Source organism: Brevibacterium sp. ZH18, assembly GCF_022748595.1.
In the GTDB taxonomy this organism is placed as follows: domain Bacteria; phylum Actinomycetota; class Actinomycetes; order Actinomycetales; family Brevibacteriaceae; genus Brevibacterium.
Genome location: NZ_JALDSX010000064.1, coordinates 1 through 16,282, shown reverse-complemented (window position 1 = coordinate 16,282; position 16,282 = coordinate 1). Strand labels below are relative to the sequence as shown.

The following is a 16,282-nucleotide window of genomic DNA, read 5'->3' as shown; positions in this document are numbered from 1 at the left end:
CAGGCCGAGTCGGGTGGGGTGAGAGTTGTTCCCGGGGATAATTTGTGTGAGGCACGACCCTCATTAGCCGGGGGTATTGACATGAGGCACTCCGTCCGGGGCTCCCGGGTCACGCTCCGGCTGCTCAGCCGAGGTCGGTGCCGAGCACCATACGCGGTGACTCCTCGCCGATCTCCTGGTAGGCAGTGTGGAGGATGGAGACATCGGGGATCTCGACGGTTGCCGGTGCTCCTACGTCGGAGAGCAGGACCATGCGCAGCATGGAGCCGCGCGCCTTCTTGTCCCGCTTCATGGTGTCGAGCAGCTGGGGCCAGACGTCGGCGCGGTACCCGATCGGCAGACCCAGTTTGGTCAGCAGCTCACGGTGGAGGTCGACGGTCTCGGTCGGCAGACTCTTGACCATCGCGGCCACCTCGGCCGCGAAGACCATGCCCACGGCAACGGCCGCGCCGTGGCGCCATTGGTAGCGTTCCTTATGCTCGATGGCGTGGCCGAGGGTGTGCCCGTAGTTGAGGATCTCCCGCCGGCCGGACTCTTTGAAGTCGTCGGAGACGACCTCGGCCTTGACGGCGATGGCACGTTCGATGAGTTCGCGCAGGACCGGTCCGTCCACCTCGGCGATCTCAGCCTTCGAATGCTTCGTCAGGAGATCGAGGATCACGGGATCGGCGATGAATCCGGTCTTGACGACCTCGGCGAGGCCGGTGAAGAGCTCGTTCTCCGGCAGGGTGCGCAGCGTATCGAGGTCCGCGAGGACACCCACCGGGGCGTGGAAGGATCCGACGAGGTTCTTGCCCTCCGCCGTGTTGATCCCGGTCTTGCCGCCGATTGCGGCGTCGACCATGCCGAGGACAGTCGTCGGAATATGGACGACGGAGAGTCCGCGCAGCCAGGTGGCCGCGACGAATCCGCCGAGGTCGGACACCGCTCCCCCGCCCACCGTGACGATGGCGTCGGTGCGGGTGAAATCGCTCTGTCCCAGGACCTGCCAGCAGAAGGCCGCGACCTGGATGTGCTTGGCTTCCTCGGCGTCGGGGATCTCAGCGACGATCGCATCGAGTCCGGTCGCCCTCAGGTCGTCGCGGACTGCTTCGCCCGTGGTGCGCAGTGCCCGCGGGTGGATGACGAGGACCTTCTCGACCCGGGGGCCGAGGACCTCAGGAAGCTGGCCGAGCAGACCCTGCCCGACAAGCACCGGATAGTTTCCGCCGGCTTGGACATTGATGCGTGTGACCGTCATAGATTCGTCTTCCCACTTCGCTTTGCCAATACTTCACGATCAGCCTATCGCCCTCGGCCGCGAACCAGGTGCGCTGGTCCCCGAGGTGTATCTCTCACTCTCGCTCGCGCCCGTTCAGTCTCCCTCGCGGCCGGTGTACTTCGCGTACTCTTCGGCTCGCTGCAGCCCGGTCAGCACATCGACGACGCGGTTGACGATGGTCGAGGGCGGCGAGTTCGACGCCTGCACGCGAAAGGTCGCGACCTGACTGTAGAGCGGTTCGCGCTCCTTGACGAGCGCCAGCCAGTTATCCACCGGGGTGCCGGCCCCGCGCAGCAGCGGCCGATGCGGAGAGTTCACTCTGGTGGAGACGGTCTCGACATCGATGTCGATGTGCACGACCTTGATCGCAGGGTGGAGCAGCTGGGCGCGCGTGCCCGAGTTCAGGATCGCTCCCCCGCCCAGGGATACGATTCCCGGTCGATCGAGCAGTCGGCGCAGCGCCTTGCGCACGACTTCCCGCTCGATCCTGCGGAAGTAGTCCTCGCCGCGTTCGACGAAGATCTCACCGATGACGCCGAATTGGTCGACGATGTTCGCATCTGTGTCGATGAGCGGCAGGTCGAGACGGTCGGCCAGGAGGCGGCCGATCGTCGATTTGCCGGCGGCGGGCGGTCCCGTCAGCACGATGCGCGAATGCGCGGCAGGAACCGGTTCCAGGGGCGGAACCGGTTTCGGAAGCGGAGTCTCGGTCATCGGCCGATGCGGAGGTTCTCCGGAATAGACGCAACATAGGCGTCCAGATTCCGTTTGGTCTCGGACACCGAATCTCCGCCGAACTTCTCAATCACGGCCTCGGCGAGGACCAGAGCCACCATCGCCTCGGCGACGACACCCGACGCAGGAACGGCGCACACGTCTGAGCGCTGGTGGTTGGCCTTCGCCGCCTCACCGGTGGCGACATCGACCGTGGCCAGGGCCCGGGGAACAGTTGCAATCGGCTTCATGCCTGCGCGGACCCGCAGCGGACCGCCAGTCGACATGCCGCCCTCGGTGCCTCCGGCACGGTTGCTCACGCGGCGCAGACCGTCGTCGCCGACGGCGATCTCGTCGTGTGCAGCTGAGCCTGGGCGCTTGGTGGTGAGGAAGCCGTCTCCGACTTCGACGCCCTTGATCGCCTGGATGCCCATCAGGGCACCAGCCAGTCGGGAGTCGAGGCGACGGTCCCAGTGGACGTGGGAGCCCAGGCCGGGAGGCAGGTCGTAGGCAAGGACCTCGACGGTGCCGCCGAGTGTGTCTCCGGCCTTCTTCGCGGCATCGATCTCTGCCACCATGCGTGCCGAGAGCTCGGCGTCGAAGCAGCGGACGGGATCGGCATCGAGTGCGTCGACGTCCTCCGCCACAGGAAGTGCGGGTTCGGATTCCGAGTCGCGGTGCTGTTCGGCACCGCCGATGGCCACGGTGTGCGAGACCAGGGTGATGCCCAGCTCGGCCAGGAACTTCGCTGCCACGGTGCCCAGTGCCACGCGCATCGCGGTCTCTCTCGCCGAGGCACGCTCGAGAATCGGTCGGGCCTCGTCGAAAGCGTACTTCTGCATTCCGACGATGTCGGCATGTCCGGGACGTGGCCGGGTCAGCGGTGCGTTGCGGGCCTGACCGGCGAGTTCGTCCTCATCGATCGGGTCGGCGCTCATCACCGCCTCCCACTTCGGCCATTCCGTGTTGCCGACTTCGATCGCCACGGGAGACCCGAGGGTCAGTCCGTGACGGACGCCCCCGAGGAGCCTCACCTCGTCGGCTTCGAACTTCATTCGGGCACCACGACCGTAGCCCAGCCGGCGCCTTGCCAAGCTCGCACGGATGTCGTCCCTGGTGATCGGTACGTGGGCGGGAAGCCCTTCAATGATCCCAGTCAGCGCTTCGCCGTGGGATTCGCCTGCAGTCAGCCATCTCAACATTCAACTGATTCTACAAAAGGAATGGGGAAAGCACTGACCCGAGCCACATTCCGGAAAGCATCGATGGTCCGAAGGCGATCGTTGTCCCCCGCAGACGGCCCTTCGACACGATCGCGGCAAGCGCGACGAGACCGGCGATGAGCATCATGATGACTAGGACGAGTGCGGGCGACCACGGCGAATACAGGCCTGCCACCGTGAACACGATGAAGGAGAGTTTGACGTCGCCGAGGCCCATCGTCGAGGTGCGAAGCAACCGCCCGATGAGGTGGAGAAGTCCGAAGAACACAGTTGCGCCGATTCCCGCGAAGAGGCCGACGATCCAGATGTGCGACTGACCGAAGACTGCGCCGAGGAGGCAGCCGAGGGCCACCAGCGCGATGAGCGGGAGGACGATCCGATCCGGCAGACGCCGCACCAGCAGATCGACGACGACGAGGAACGGCGTGGCTGCCGAGCACAGGCCCAGGACCACGGCCAGCAGCAGGGGGTCGAACACGTTCGGATCCGATGGAGTGAACGTCGTTCCGCTCGCCGGCGCATATGCCGTCCACCCGGTCATGTTCGGGAGAACAGCAGCGGTCGGGAACAGCGGCGCCGCGGCAGCTGCGCTCACGACGCCGACTGCGATCAGCATCGGGCGGCGGTAAGCCTGAGAGGACTCAAGGCTGTGGAGCTGGGTTTCGTCGGCGAGCCACCAGCGAGTGCCGTGGGCCAGCGCGAGGCCGGCGACGATGCTGATGAGGACGGCGAGACCGATCATCACGCCGTGGAGAACTCCAGTGTCCACCGTGCTTCGCCCTTCCTCGCAGGTCATCGGCCGTTCAGGTCATAGGTCGTTCAGGTCATCGGCCGTTCAGGTCACCGGCCGTTCGGGTCATTTCTCGAGTGCTCGATACATGGCTGCAGCGATCACGGCCTTCACATCGTCGCGTGCATCACCTGCACCGGCGGCTTCGACGAACATCGCAGACTGTTCGACGGCCTGCTCGACGAGCATCGCCGTCCCGTCGACCGGGGCCAGCCCATGGGCTTCGGCTTCGGCGAGGAAGGCGGATTCGGTCGCGTAGGCGACGTCGAGGGCCACGCCTCCGCGGAACCGCGGTGACCATTTCACGGTGGGGACCGCCTCGGCGGGCAGGGTCGAGATGACGATCTCCGAGGGATCGATCCGTTCGAGCGGAGCGGTCGCCGCTGTGATTCCCAGCTCCTCGCAGAGGGTGAGGGCGCGTCGTGCACGGTCCGGATTCCGGACGAGGAAGTCGATGGCGGTGATGCCGAGTTCGTGACAGGCCAGGATCGCCGAGGCTGCTGTAGCGCCTGCGCCGAGGATCGTTGCCCGGCCCGTCCCCTCCAGGCATGTGCCCAGGTGAGGCTCCACCGCCCGCACTATGCCCTGGACGTCGGTGTTGGCCACTCGGGTCGAGGTACCGCTGCGGACGAAGGTATTCGCCGCCCCGGTCAGCGCCGCTGTGTCGTCGAGATCCCACCCGTGATCGACGGCGAGTTCGACCAGACGGTCCTTCAATGGCATCGTCAGGGAGAATCCCGTGTGCTGGGGGTGCTCGGCGAGGAAGGCTTCGAGCTCCTCGGCACCGAGGTCGACGCGAGAGTATTCGCTCGTGTCGAGTCCCAGTGCCGCGAAGGCCGCACGGTGGAGAAGCGGTGACTTCGAGTGGGCGATGGGCCGACCGAGCACCGCAGCGAGGATCCGCATCAGTTCCCGTCGTCCTTCGTGTGGTCCTTGAGCCACTTGCGGTAGATCTCGACGTTCTTCCGGTGTTCGTCGTAGGTCTTGGCGAACTTCGTCTCTCCGGTGTCGGGGTTCGTCGCCACGAAGAACTGCCAGTCACCCTTGGCCGGGTTCAGAGCTGCGTCGACGGCTCCGGCACTGGGCGAATTGATTGGCCCGGGAGGCAGACCCTTCTTCTTGTACGTGTTGTAGGGACTGTCGGATTCGCGTTCCTTCTTCGTCGTCGTCAGATCACCGCGGGCGCCGTGGATGTAGGCCACTGTGGCATCCGACTGGAGAAGCTGTCCGGTCTTCGAGTCCTTTGAGATGCGGTTGAGGAAGACGCGCGCGACCTTCTTGCGGACCGCTTCGTCTCCGGGAGATTCGATCTCGACGAGGCTGGCCAAGGTCATGATCCGGTTCGCGTCCTTGAGGTCGATGCCGTCGTCCTCGATCTCGGACTTCGTCTTGTTGACCATCTCGGACACGACGTCCTCAGCGGTCTTCTCCTTGTTCAGGTCGTACGTGGCCGGGAACAGGTAGCCTTCCAGGCTCGGTGCTTCGATGTCGAGTCCGTAGTCCTTCGGAGTCTTGTCATCGATGGCTTTGTCGACTTCTTCGGCCTTCATCCCGGACTTGATCATCGTCGCTTTGATCTGGTCGATCTTGCGACCTTCAGCGATCGTGATCTTCGGAGGTTTGATCGGGTTGACGAGGGCTTCCACCGCTGCCTTGGAGCTCATCTTCTCGCGCATGATGACGGGCCCGGCGTTGATGGTCACCTTCCGCTTCTCGACCTCGTCGAGGAACGGCTCGGAGTTCATGATCACCCCGGCTTCGACCAGCTGGTTCGCAACCGACCGCGCCGAGGCGCCGGGCGGGATATCGAGCGAGACCTCGTTGGTGCCGGTGCCCTCGTAGTCTCCCTTAGGGCCGAACAGATCCTCGAAGACTCCCCCGGCAGCACGCACACCGAAGAACCCTCCGATGCCGAAGACGAGGACGCAGATGACGACGATGGCCGTCGTCCGCCGCCGCCGCATCATCCGTCGGCGCTTCTTGGCTCTGACCTCGGACCGCGACAGCCCTTCGTCCTCGGAGAACTCACCTGGGAACGGACTCATTGCTCACTCTCTTCGTCGGGCATTGCACGACCAGCGGGTGCACCGGTGTTGTGTTCGAATTCGAGGGCGTTCTGGAGGATGATCACGGCTGCCTGCGCGTCGACGATCTCGCGGCGCTGGCGCGAGTTCTTGCCGGCGGCCGCGAGGGCATGGTGTGCTTCGACCGTGGTGAAGCGTTCGTCGACCAATCGGATGGGCGTCGACGTAGCGAGGCTGATCCGCTTCGCGAATTCCAAGGCCGTAGCCGCTGCAGCCCGGGCGGCGCCGTCGAGGGATTTGGGATCCCCGATCAGCAGCTCGATCGGCTCGTACTCGTCGACGATCTCGCGCAGCTGCCGCAACGCCGCAGGTTCATCAGTCCGGCGGACGACGGTCAGCGGCGTGGCCAGAATCCCATCGGGATCGCTGCTGGCGACACCGATCCGCACGGAACCGATGTCGAGGCCAAGACGCCGACCCCGGCGGAAGCTCACTGGAGAGCTTCCCTGACCGCTGTGACTGCGGCTGGGATCGCGTCGGCATCGCTGCCGCCGCCCTGTGCGAGGTCCGGCTTGCCGCCGCCACCGCCGCCGAGGCGGCCGCAGGCCAGGGACACCAGCTTGCCGGCCTGCAGGCCGTTGTCACGAGCGTCAGGGGTTGTGGCGATGACGACGACTGGTTTGCCGTTGCTGACGCCGATGCCCAGAACCACGGCCGAACGATCAGAGACGCGCGAGCGCAGGTCGGTGACGACTGTGCGGATGTCTCCGGCGTTGGACACCTCGCCGAGGTCGGCGACGACGTACAGGGTCGAACCGACGGTCTGCGCAGCGTCGAGGAACTTCCCGGCCGAGGCCAGCAGCTGCTGCGAGTTGAGTCGGGCGATCTCCTTCTCTGCGTCTTTGAGCTTGCTCATCAGGTCGGCCACACGTTCGCGCACATCGGTGCCTGGAACCTTGAGCATGTCCGACAGCGACGAGACGATCGTGCGTTCGGCGGCCAGTGATCGGAAGGCATCCATGCCGACTGCAGCTTCGATGCGACGCACGCCTGAACCCACGGAAGCTTCGGAGAGCACGGAGATCGGGCCGACTTCGGAGGAGGCGCCGACGTGGGTGCCTCCGCAGAGCTCGCGGGAGAACGGGCCGCCGATGTCGACGACACGCACGACGTTCGGGTACTTCTCTCCGAAGAGCGCCATGGCTCCGGACTTCTTGGCCTCCTCGAACGGAAGGTACTCGGTGCCGACGTCGTAGTTCGAGCGGACGGCGAGGTTCGCGACGTCCTCGATCTCCGCACGCATCTGCGCGCTCGGCGCTTCGGGGAATGAGTAGTCGAAGCGCATGTAGCCGGGCTGGTTCATCGAGCCTGCCTGGACGGCATGGTTTCCGAGGATCTCCCGCAGGGCTGCATGCACGAGGTGTGTTGCGGTGTGTGCCTGGGAGCCCTGGAACCGGTGGTCGTGGTCGACGACAGCCAGAACCTCTGCACCGACGTGGATCTCTCCGTCAATGACCTCGACCCGGTGTGCGGGCAGCCCCTTGATCGGGTTCTGCACGTCGAGCACACGAGCGGTGAAGCCGTGTCCTCTGATCTGCCCGATGTCGGCGCGTTGGCCGCCGGCTTCGGCGTAGAACGGGGTGAGGTCGAGGATGACGTCTGCGGTCTGGCCGGGGGTCAGAACCTCCTGGGCGATGCCGTCGACGACGATGCCGCGAACGCGCGAATCGGCTTCGAGCTTGTCGTAGCCGACGAATTCGGACTTTCCGTCCTCGAGCAGGGCCGAGTAGGCGGAGAGGTCAGCGTGACCGCCGCCCTTCTTCGACTTCGCGTCGGCCTTCGCGCGGGTACGCTGTTCGGTCATGAGGGTGCGGAAGCCCTCTTCGTCGACGTGCACGCCCTGCTCGGAGGCCATTTCGAGGGTCAGGTCGATCGGGAAGCCATGGGTGTCGTGGAGAGCGAAGGCGACGTCTCCGCTGATCGTCTTGTCCGAGCCCGAGAGCGACGCGGCCGCATTCTGGAACAGCTGTGTGCCGGATTCCAGTGTGCGCAGGAAGGCCTTCTCCTCGGCATAGGCGATACGGGAGATGCGATCGAAGTCGGTTTCGAGCTCCGGATAGGACAGCTTCATGGCCTGCATCGATACGGGCAGCAATTCGGGCAGCACCTCGCTGGTGACACCGAGGAGTCGCATGGCCCGCACCGCACGGCGGAGCAGTCGGCGAAGGATGTAGCCGCGTCCTTCGTTGCCGGGGCGGACACCGTCGCCGATGATGATCAGCGCTGAGCGCACGTGGTCGGCGACGACGCGCATCTGTACATCGGATTCGTGATCTGAGCCGTAGGCACGCTTGGAGAGCCGACTGGCGGCTTCGATGACGGGGAAGACCTCGTCGATCTCGTACATGTTCTCGACGCCCTGAAGCAGGAAGGCGACGCGTTCGAGGCCCATGCCGGTGTCGATGTTCTTCGCGGGGAGTTCTCCGGCGATATCGAAGTCGACCTTGGTCCTGACCTCGCTCAGTTCGAACTCCATGAACACGAGGTTCCAGATCTCGATGTAGCGGTCCTCGTCTGCAACGGGGCCGCCTTCGACGCCGTAGTCCGGGCCGCGGTCGAAGTAGATCTCGGAGCAGTAGCCGCCTGGGCCGGGCTGGCCGGTGTGCCAGAAGTTGTCCTCATTGCCGCGCAGCTGGATGCGCTCGCGCGGGATGGACGTCTCGTCGAGCCACAGGTCGATGGTCTCAATGTCGTCCTCGTGCACCGTCGCCCACAGCAGGCTGGAGTCGAAGCCGAGTCCGCCTTCGGAGGTGGGGTTCGTCAGCAGTCCCCAGGCGAAGCGCACTGCTTCGCGCTTGAAGTAGTCGCCGAAGGAGAAGTTGCCGTTCATCTGGAAGAACGTCCCGTGGCGGGTCGTCTTGCCGACCTCTTCGATGTCACCGGTGCGCACGCACTTCTGCACGCTCGTGGCGCGGCTGAAGGGGGCGGGTTCGCGACCGGTGAGGTATGGGATGAACTGCACCATGCCCGCGATGTTGAACAGGATCGATGGATCGGAGCTGATCACCGAGGCTGAGGGGACGACTGTGTGCCCATTCGCTTCGAAGTAGTCCAACCAGCGCTGTTTGATCTCTGCCGTCTTCATCCAAGGCCTTTCACATGTTGCGTGTGCGTTCTTGCACTCATCAGTGACTAGTTTAGTGGCTCACCCACCGTAAGCGAGGCTGCCGCGCCTCGCCACTTCGACCCGCAGAGGGCCCCGAGGTTGTGCGAAGCGGCGCTGAGTCTCTCGGTCCGCAGTCAGCGGCGGGTCCGACCGTGGGTGAATGCACAACTGCCCGGAACTCGATGTTCCGGGCAGTTGAGGTTGCGCGATCCCGCGTGGGTGATCAGCGCGAGTAGTGCTCGACGACCAGCTGAACGTCGACGGTCACTGGAACTTCTTCGCGCTTGGGGCGACGAATCAGTGTGGCCTGAAGACCTTCGAGGTTGACGTTGAGGTATCCCGGAACTGCAGGGAGGACATCCTTGTGTCCACCGGCGGCAGCAACCTGGAACGGATCCATCGAGGCGCTCTTGGTGTGGACCTGAATGGTCTGTCCTTCCTTCACGCGGAACGAAGGACGATCGACGCGCTGGCCGTCAACGGTGATGTGACGGTGCACGACGAACTGACGGGCCTGGGCGATGGTGCGGGCAAAGCCCGAACGCAGCACCAGGGCGTCGAGACGCATTTCGAGGAGCTCGACCATGGTCTCACCGGTCAGACCGGAGAGACGGCTGGCCTCTTTGTAGGTCTTGAGCATCTGGGCTTCGCGGATGCCGTACTGGGCGCGAAGACGCTGCTTCTCCTTGAGACGGACCGAGTAGTCGCTGTCATTGCGACGACGGGCGCGGCCGTGCTCGCCTGGAGGGTAGGGGCGACGTTCGAAGTACTTCTCCGCTTTTGGAGTCAGCGGCATGCCGAGAGCGCGCGAGAGGCGCGTCATCCGGCGGTTACGTGCTGGTGCTGGCACTGTGAAACCTTTCATCAATATGGTGTGTCACGACTGGCCATAGGTTCTCGCCCTGGTCGAAACGGTTGTTTCCCTGGTTGGGAAAGAGGGATTGAGCGTCGAGATCCACTCGCACCGACCGCCTTTAGCGTGCAGGCACAACAGCAACCAATCTTAGCGGACTCCGCTCCCCCTGCGCAAAGCGACAGAACGGGGGTTTGAGCGAACAGTCGCGCGGCTGAAGCGAGCTCTCGGACAATCGATGCTTACAGAGGAGGCGTCTATGATGGCGCTCATGGACGAACCTGGCTGGGAGCTCCTGTCGAAGCGAGATATCTACCGCGGGTACGTCACCCTGACCGAGCATGAGGTCATGCTCCCCAATGGCGATGTCACTCACTACGAAGTCGACGAGTCCTATCCCTGCGGAGTCGCCGTACTCGGACTGACAGAGTCCGGGCATATTCGTTTGGCCCGAGAATACAGGTATCCCGTCGGCCGATGGATCTACGACCTGCCTGGTGGTGGCGCGAACATCGGTGAAGACCCTGTCGACGCTGCCCGACGAGAATACGAGGAGGAGACTGGCCTGAGCCCAGTCGATCTCACTCACCTGCATACGTTCTATCAGAATCCCGGACGGTCCTCTGTCCCCGTTCATCTCTACTTGTGCCGGTCCGTTGTTTCGGGCACACCCGTCACCGACGATCCACAGGAGGTGGTGAGAACGGTGGAGATGTCGTTGCACGAACTCGACGACCGCATATCCTCAGGCGAGATCATCGACCCTGCGCTTCTCATCAGCCGTCTCATCGCCGCGCAGAAAGGGTATCTCCCGCCCGTCTCGTGAAAATTATCGCCCGGTGTTGTCGGAAGTGCACTGAAGGTCACCCCGGTATGCAGCCCGAGTAGTCCTGACCGTCACCCGCCGAGGTGGCCTGCTCCGTCTTCGGGCCGTCGTTTCGGGGCCAGCTGCATCGCGGCGTCGGCCACTTCAGCACCGGCACCGCCGTAGATGTTGACGACAGTGTGAACCCCTGCCCGGGTCAGATGGGCATCCTGGTCCTGGCGCTGCACAACAGCGGCGATCGTCCCGTCGAAGCCCGCGATCCGCAGCTGTTCGAGGGCGAAGGTGTTGGAGTCGTGGATCGCCATAGCCAAAATCACAGTTCGGGCGGTTCCTCCCACGACCAGTCGATGCCAGAACTCGTGGTCGGTGGCATCGCCCTCCAAGACATTGAACTTCTCGGCTTTGAGCCCTTCCACCACCAGATGGTCGTTATCGACACCAATGACGGACAGGCCGCCTCGGTCGACCAGCCGTTCGTAGGCCCCGCGACCGATCCGTCCCATGCCCAGCACTACCACCTCGGCGGCACCGGTGTCGATGGGACGGTCGAGGGCGCGGAGCCGATCCTCGTTCTCGGCCGGCAGGACCTCGTCGAGCCGCGCGACGATCTGCAGGCTGTAGGCATTGGCGAGCGAGGAGACGATCATTCCCATGGCCACGGCCAGCGCGGTCACCGTCAGCCAGTTGTCGTCGAAGACTCCGTTGCCCACTCCGACGGCCACGACGATGAGGGCGAATTCGGAGAAGTTGCTCAACGCGAGACTGGTGCGGATGCTGGTCCGGTTGCGCAGGCCGAAGAGCCGGCCCATCAGGTAGAAGCTGAGGAAGTTGAAGGGGAGGAGGATCACGCACAGGATGACTGCCATCAGCAGGTCCGCCCACGTCGGGATCGCCTGGAGACCGATGACCACGAAGAAGGCGACGAGGAAGAGTTCCTTGACACTGAAGAGCGACTTCGAGAGTTCGGTGGATCGGGGATGGCTGGCGAAGAGCAGACCCATCACAAGAGCACCGAGGTCGCCGTGGATGCCCACAGACTCGAAGGCCACATAACCCGGGCCCAGCGCCATCACCACGCCGAAAAGCACCAGTAGCTCGCCTCGACCGACACGGTCGAGGACGCGGCGCAGCAGCCACGCCGCAGGGACCAGGAGCACCAGAGCGAAGGCCCAGAGACTCGGCGGCTCCTCCCCCGCGACGGTGATGAAGGTGACCGCTGCGATGTCTTGGATAACGAGGATGGCGATGGCGATCTGACCGTAGTAGGAACCATCATCGGACCGGTCTTCGAGCACTTTGACCACGAGAACCGTCGAGGAGAACGAGAGCGCGAACCTGTGAGATTCAGCGATAAATGGCGGTGTTCTTTTAACTCTTAGTGGCGGTCGTACCCATCGCTCCCGCAATTTGCCTTCGTGCGTGCACACAGCCGTGCAATTCATCGACTGTGAGGCTTGTCGGCCTTAAAACCGACAAGGAGTCTATGAGAGCATCCCGTCACTTGCTGGCGAAAGGCACAGCCAAAAGGGGTCGAATCTGTAATATTGGCTCTTATGATGCCAACGCCAACTTCGAGGCTCCGCTTCCGGGAGATGACCCAAGCTGACCTGAACAACATCGCGGCCTTGGATATCACCGGGGCGCGCAGCCCTACCGACTGGATCGATTGGAATCTTCGCAACTACGTCGAGCACGGATTTGGGCTCTGGGTGGTCGAAACGCATGCGGGTGAGTTCATCGGTGACTGTGGTCTGACCGTCCAAACCGTCGAGGATGAGCGCTTGGTCGAAAGTGGTTGGCACGTGCTGTCTTCTGCCCGCAGTCGCGGCTACGCCACAGAAGCTGCAGAAGCCGTGCGCGAGTTCGCCCGTGAACGCGGCGTCGACCACCTGGTCGCCATCATTCGTCCGAACAATGTCGCTTCACAAAGAGTGGCGAGGAAAATCGGATTGACGTTGGAACGCGAAGTCCATAAGAACGGCGGCCCCGCGCTCATCTTCGGCGCGGACTTAACCCAATAGGACCGCCCCAACCGCCGAGTTTAAGTTCAGGGCGCACCCAAAGAACTGTGCCTTCTTTCTCGCGATCATGTCCGAGGCCGATTAGAAGCGTGCAGAAAAGCCGCCATCGGCTTGTAGTAGTTGACCACTGATCCATCGGCCCTCAGCGGACAATAGAAACGACGTTACAGCGGCTATGTCTTGTGGTGTACCAAGCCGACCCAGTGGATGGTAGGGGCCCAGCCCAGTCTCTGTCTCTTCATCCATCCACCCTGTGTCGATGGGACCAGGATTGATGACATTCGCCGAGATCTTTCGTGGACCAAGCTCGCGGGCGGCCGAGATGACGATGCGGTCTAGTGCACCTTTTGAGGCTCCGTAGGGCAGATTGGCTGTCGTGTGATCGCTTGTGAAAGCGACGATCGCACCTCCAGTGTCTTCCGCCTGTCGGGCAAACGCTGCGATCAGGAGTAGTGAGGCGCGGGCGTTGACAGCAACGTGACGGTCAAAGCTCTCAGCGGTGGTATCGAGTATCCCGGATTCTTCGCCATGCGCGTGACTAAGAACAAGCCCGTCAATCGAGCCGTGCTCGGCCGATACACGGGTGATGAGTTCATCGGGTGCCGCGGGATCAGAGAGGTCGCAGGGATAGTCGGCTGAAGTGAGGTCACTAGTGCACACGTTCCACCCATCCAGACGGAGGCGCGAAGAGATTCCAGCGGCGATACTGTTTGGTCTGGCAGCGCCAGTGATGAGGACGGTCGGCATGTTCAAGCTCTATCGAATGACCATCCCTTGGCTGATGGTGTTAGTCACCGATGACGAGGATACTCGCGGCGGCCTCGACGACATCGTCGGTGATGGTCTCGAGTTGATTGATCCTCATGACTCGCCTGACCTGGGGGAAGAGACGTTCGAGCAAACGAAAGTTGCCTCGCGTGATTCTCTCGATAGCGACGACGGCTTGGGCGTCGGTGAAGTCGTCCATGTCGGAAACGTTGATCGATTCCGGGCATCCCGATGAAGATGATTGCGAGCTCGTGCCGGTCGTGTTCGTCGCGCAGGAGCTCCAGTGCCGTTGGTGTTAGTCGTTCTGCCTCGTCGATGATGACCAGCTCGACCAGTTTCGCCACGTTTCCGACGTGGACGCCAGTGACTTTCCCAATCGTGCGTAAATGCTCATCGATGCAGAACCCGACTCGGGTTTGAAGATGACCGATTTCATTCATGATCTGCTTATGACGAGGCAAAACCTCCGGGGTATAGAAGACTGTACGGGATCGATGGGCGGTGGCCTGGACTTTCGCATCAGCTGCAGACCGCGGCCCCCATTCGTCGACGAAGGTGCCTACTTCATCCCAGTGGGCGTACCTGCGAGCCGAAAGTGTCTTGCCGACACCTGCCTCGCCGTGGCAGATCCCAATCGTTTTCTCTTTGCGTACTGCCGTGGCGAACTCCTTGAAGCGGCGATGTTCCTTGGTGATGATGAAGTCTCGTGGCATTACTCGTCCTCTTCATAGGTGCGCAGCTTCGACCGCCGGCGCGTGGTCTTGCTACTTCTTTGGGGTTCTTCCCGATTCGCAACTCTGGGGATGCGCTCGTTAATGTCTTTGCGTAACTGTCGGCGGCGGGCTCGGCGGGCGGATTCGACTTCTCGGAGGCTCAGGCGCTGGTTCGGGTTCGTCTGATCGATAGCCACGCAGATAAGAGTGTCGCGCTCGTAGACGCGGATCTCTGAAATGTCGCGGGGATCGTAGCGGATCGTCACTGGTTTCCCGACGAGTGGGGCAAGCGTGGGTGAGAGATAGCGTTGACCTTGGAAATGGATGCCATCGCGGCGGACGGTGCGGTGTTTGGGCACTGTCAGCAACAGTCCGTCGAGTTCGGCCAGTGTCTCAGGCATCCTCGGGAGCCAGCCTTGACCGACCCACGCTGATTTGGGACTGGTGTTGATTTCTCGGTGCGGGCGTTCATTGTACGACGTGATGAAGTCACCGGTCGCCTGATCCAGGGCGGGCAGGTCCATTGAAGGTGTCGGCTTCTTCTCGGGGCCTCCGGTGTATCCGGGCAGGGTGGAGAGGAGTTCGGTGTTGAGGGTGCCGAAGAAGCGCTCGATCTTGCCGCGGCCTTGCGGGCGGGCGATGGTTGAGTAGATGATCCGGATTTTCAACGCGGTGGTGGTGTATTCGAGGTGGTGGCTGGTGAAGTCGCTGCCGTGGTCGACGTGGAGGACGTTGGGGATGCCGCACATGGCCCAGGCGGGGTCGTCTTTGCGCCAGATCGCTTGCCGGAGTGCTAACGCTGTATTCATTGCTGAGGGTGCTCCGGTGAAGACCATGTATCCGCAGATTGCTCGGGAGCAGTCGTCGATGATTGTCGTCAGCCATGGGCGCTCCGGGCGTCCGCTGGCATCGGTGATGAGGATGTCGAGTTCCGTGTGATCGGCTTGCCAGGTGTCATTGGGGCGCTCGGCGGTGTGGCGGTAGATGAGTTCGTACTGGTCCCTGTATGCGACAGGACCGTCGAGGGCGAGCGTCACCATCGCCGGATCCAAGCTTTCTAGGATGGAGCGGACAGTCCCATAGCTGGGTGCCGCTTCGCCTATTCGTTGGGCTTCTTTAATCGTGAGCCGGTGGAGATTAGCGATGCTCGTGCGTGGCCGGGTGAGGCTGAGTCGTTCGATGAACGCTTGAAGTTCGGGATGGGTACGTCTGGAACCAGTATCCTGTCGGGTCTGTGGTTCGAGAGCGGCGATGCCGCTGGTCTTGTATTGCTGGTGCCAGCGTTGCAGGGTGCGCAAGCCGAGGCCGGTGTCTTGGGCCAGAGTTGTCAGAGGAATGTCGTCTTCGACGTGGAGTCGAAGTATTCGCCACTTCTCTGGCCCGTCCATTTCACACCGGTTTAGTCAGTGTGTCGTGAGTGCCGGCGGCTTGACGGTGTCGGTACAAGGTGGCTCGCGACCAGCCCACCAAGCGTGCTGCGTCTTCAGCGGTGCGTCCTTTGGCGCGGGCGTCTTCAGCGATAGAGAGCTTCTGGGCGATGTCGTCCGGGTTCACCGGTGGCCGCCCGAACTTGGTGCCGTTTTGCTTGGCTGCGGCAATGCCGGCGTTGACGCGTTCGGTGATGAGTTCACGTTCATACTCGGCCAGAGTGGCGAGCATTCCCAGCATCATCCGACCCGATGAAGTCTCGGGGTCCATGTTGTCTGAGACGGATCGGACCTTCATTCCCCGGTCGCGGAGATGGTTCACGGTTGCCAGAACGTCGAGGAGTGATCGGCCGAGGCGGTCGATTCGCCACACGACGACTGTGTCGCCGTCTTCGGCATATTCGAGCAGCCGCCTCATTCCAGGTCGCTGTTTCGCCGTCTTACTCCCAGAGGTCACATCTGAGAACACATCTCGTTTCTGGACTCCCGCACCGAC

15 protein-coding genes and 1 pseudogene are annotated in these 16,282 nt (G+C 63.0%); 2 read left to right on the top strand and 14 right to left on the bottom strand.

Features of this window, described 5'->3' with window-relative positions; genetic code table 11:
* Positions 1-124 precede the first annotated feature (124 nt).
* The 9 genes from aroB to rpsD all read right to left on the bottom strand — a co-directional run bounded on the left by aroB (position 125) and on the right by rpsD (position 10,001).
* Complete coding sequence (gene aroB / locus MPN20_RS15925; RefSeq protein ID WP_242783732.1) at positions 125-1,240, bottom strand: 3-dehydroquinate synthase; 1,116 nt, start codon at positions 1,238-1,240, stop codon at positions 125-127.
* A gap of 114 nt (positions 1,241-1,354) precedes the next feature.
* Positions 1,355-1,975: a shikimate kinase gene (locus tag MPN20_RS15920; RefSeq protein WP_242783731.1), complete on the bottom strand. Its 621-nt coding sequence runs from the start codon at positions 1,973-1,975 to the stop codon at positions 1,355-1,357.
* The gene (gene aroC / locus MPN20_RS15915) at positions 1,972-3,177 is read right to left on the bottom strand and encodes a chorismate synthase (RefSeq protein WP_242783730.1); all 1,206 of its coding nucleotides are present in this window, start codon (positions 3,175-3,177) and stop codon (positions 1,972-1,974) included. Before aroC ends, MPN20_RS15920 begins: the two co-directional genes overlap by 4 nt.
* 10 nt (positions 3,178-3,187) lie before the next feature.
* Positions 3,188-3,967, bottom strand: a complete 780-nt coding sequence (locus tag MPN20_RS15910; protein ID WP_242783729.1) for an A24 family peptidase — start codon at positions 3,965-3,967, stop codon at positions 3,188-3,190.
* Between the two features lie 87 nt (positions 3,968-4,054).
* On the bottom strand, positions 4,055-4,894 hold the full coding sequence (locus MPN20_RS15905) for a shikimate dehydrogenase (protein WP_242783728.1): 840 nt from the start codon (positions 4,892-4,894) through the stop codon (positions 4,055-4,057).
* Positions 4,894-6,033 carry an endolytic transglycosylase MltG gene (mltG, locus tag MPN20_RS15900; RefSeq protein WP_242783727.1) on the bottom strand — a complete coding sequence of 380 codons (1,140 nt, stop codon included), beginning with the start codon at positions 6,031-6,033 and terminating at the stop codon, positions 4,894-4,896. Before mltG ends, MPN20_RS15905 begins: the two co-directional genes overlap by 1 nt.
* On the bottom strand, positions 6,030-6,506 hold the full coding sequence (gene ruvX, locus MPN20_RS15895; RefSeq protein WP_242783725.1) for a Holliday junction resolvase RuvX: 477 nt from the start codon (positions 6,504-6,506) through the stop codon (positions 6,030-6,032). Before ruvX ends, mltG begins: the two co-directional genes overlap by 4 nt.
* Positions 6,503-9,157 (bottom strand): alanine--tRNA ligase, encoded by a 2,655-nt coding sequence (gene alaS / locus MPN20_RS15890; protein WP_242783723.1) that lies wholly within the window; start codon positions 9,155-9,157, stop codon positions 6,503-6,505. The genes ruvX and alaS overlap by 4 nt, the downstream gene beginning before the upstream one ends.
* 244 nt (positions 9,158-9,401) lie before the next feature.
* Positions 9,402-10,001: a 30S ribosomal protein S4 gene (rpsD, locus tag MPN20_RS15885; protein ID WP_242783733.1), complete on the bottom strand. Its 600-nt coding sequence runs from the start codon at positions 9,999-10,001 to the stop codon at positions 9,402-9,404.
* Positions 10,002-10,302: 301 nt separating this feature from the next.
* Between rpsD and MPN20_RS15880 the strand changes: the two genes are divergently transcribed.
* Entirely contained in the window at positions 10,303-10,857 is a 555-nt protein-coding gene (locus tag MPN20_RS15880; protein ID WP_242783721.1) for an NUDIX hydrolase, read from the top strand.
* A 71-nt stretch (positions 10,858-10,928) separates the two neighbouring features.
* On the opposite strand, the gene MPN20_RS15875 is transcribed toward MPN20_RS15880, so the two are convergent.
* Complete coding sequence (locus MPN20_RS15875; protein WP_278189984.1) at positions 10,929-12,299, bottom strand: cation:proton antiporter family protein; 1,371 nt, start codon at positions 12,297-12,299, stop codon at positions 10,929-10,931.
* Positions 12,300-12,410: 111 nt separating this feature from the next.
* Here MPN20_RS15875 and MPN20_RS15870 point away from each other — a divergent pair, with 111 nt between their 5' ends.
* A complete protein-coding gene (locus tag MPN20_RS15870) occupies positions 12,411-12,878 on the top strand; it encodes a GNAT family N-acetyltransferase (RefSeq protein WP_278189983.1) in 468 nt (155 codons plus the stop codon).
* 81 nt (positions 12,879-12,959) lie between these two features.
* On the opposite strand, the gene MPN20_RS15865 is transcribed toward MPN20_RS15870, so the two are convergent.
* The 4 genes and pseudogenes from MPN20_RS15865 to MPN20_RS15850 all read right to left on the bottom strand — a co-directional run.
* Positions 12,960-13,625: an SDR family oxidoreductase gene (locus MPN20_RS15865; protein WP_242783715.1), complete on the bottom strand. Its 666-nt coding sequence runs from the start codon at positions 13,623-13,625 to the stop codon at positions 12,960-12,962.
* A 40-nt stretch (positions 13,626-13,665) separates the two neighbouring features.
* Positions 13,666-14,359, bottom strand: a pseudogene (locus tag MPN20_RS15860) (ATP-binding protein).
* Positions 14,359-15,747: a Mu transposase C-terminal domain-containing protein gene (locus MPN20_RS15855; RefSeq protein WP_242783713.1), complete on the bottom strand. Its 1,389-nt coding sequence runs from the start codon at positions 15,745-15,747 to the stop codon at positions 14,359-14,361. Before MPN20_RS15855 ends, MPN20_RS15860 begins: the two are co-directional and overlap by 1 nt.
* Position 15,748: 1 nt before the next feature.
* The coding region (locus MPN20_RS15850; RefSeq protein WP_242783710.1) for a recombinase family protein at positions 15,749-16,282 on the bottom strand (534 nt) is incomplete at its 5' end.

Bases quoted from the DNA above. Each gene is read 5' to 3' on its own strand.
- MPN20_RS15870 (WP_278189983.1), top strand. From the start codon at position 12,411: ATGATGCCAACGCCAACTTCGAGGCTCCGCTTCCGGGAGATGACCCAA.
- rpsD (WP_242783733.1), bottom strand. From the start codon at position 10,001: ATGACGCGCCTCTCGCGCGCTCTCGGCATGCCGCTGACTCCAAAAGCG.
- aroC (WP_242783730.1), bottom strand. From the start codon at position 3,177: ATGTTGAGATGGCTGACTGCAGGCGAATCCCACGGCGAAGCGCTGACT.
- aroB (WP_242783732.1), bottom strand. From the start codon at position 1,240: ATGACGGTCACACGCATCAATGTCCAAGCCGGCGGAAACTATCCGGTG.
- MPN20_RS15880 (WP_242783721.1), top strand. From the start codon at position 10,303: ATGGACGAACCTGGCTGGGAGCTCCTGTCGAAGCGAGATATCTACCGC.
- MPN20_RS15920 (WP_242783731.1), bottom strand. From the start codon at position 1,975: ATGACCGAGACTCCGCTTCCGAAACCGGTTCCGCCCCTGGAACCGGTT.
- MPN20_RS15905 (WP_242783728.1), bottom strand. From the start codon at position 4,894: ATGCGGATCCTCGCTGCGGTGCTCGGTCGGCCCATCGCCCACTCGAAG.
- mltG (WP_242783727.1), bottom strand. From the start codon at position 6,033: ATGAGTCCGTTCCCAGGTGAGTTCTCCGAGGACGAAGGGCTGTCGCGG.
- MPN20_RS15855 (WP_242783713.1), bottom strand. From the start codon at position 15,747: ATGGACGGGCCAGAGAAGTGGCGAATACTTCGACTCCACGTCGAAGAC.
- alaS (WP_242783723.1), bottom strand. From the start codon at position 9,157: ATGAAGACGGCAGAGATCAAACAGCGCTGGTTGGACTACTTCGAAGCG.
- MPN20_RS15875 (WP_278189984.1), bottom strand. From the start codon at position 12,299: ATGAATTGCACGGCTGTGTGCACGCACGAAGGCAAATTGCGGGAGCGA.
- MPN20_RS15865 (WP_242783715.1), bottom strand. From the start codon at position 13,625: ATGCCGACCGTCCTCATCACTGGCGCTGCCAGACCAAACAGTATCGCC.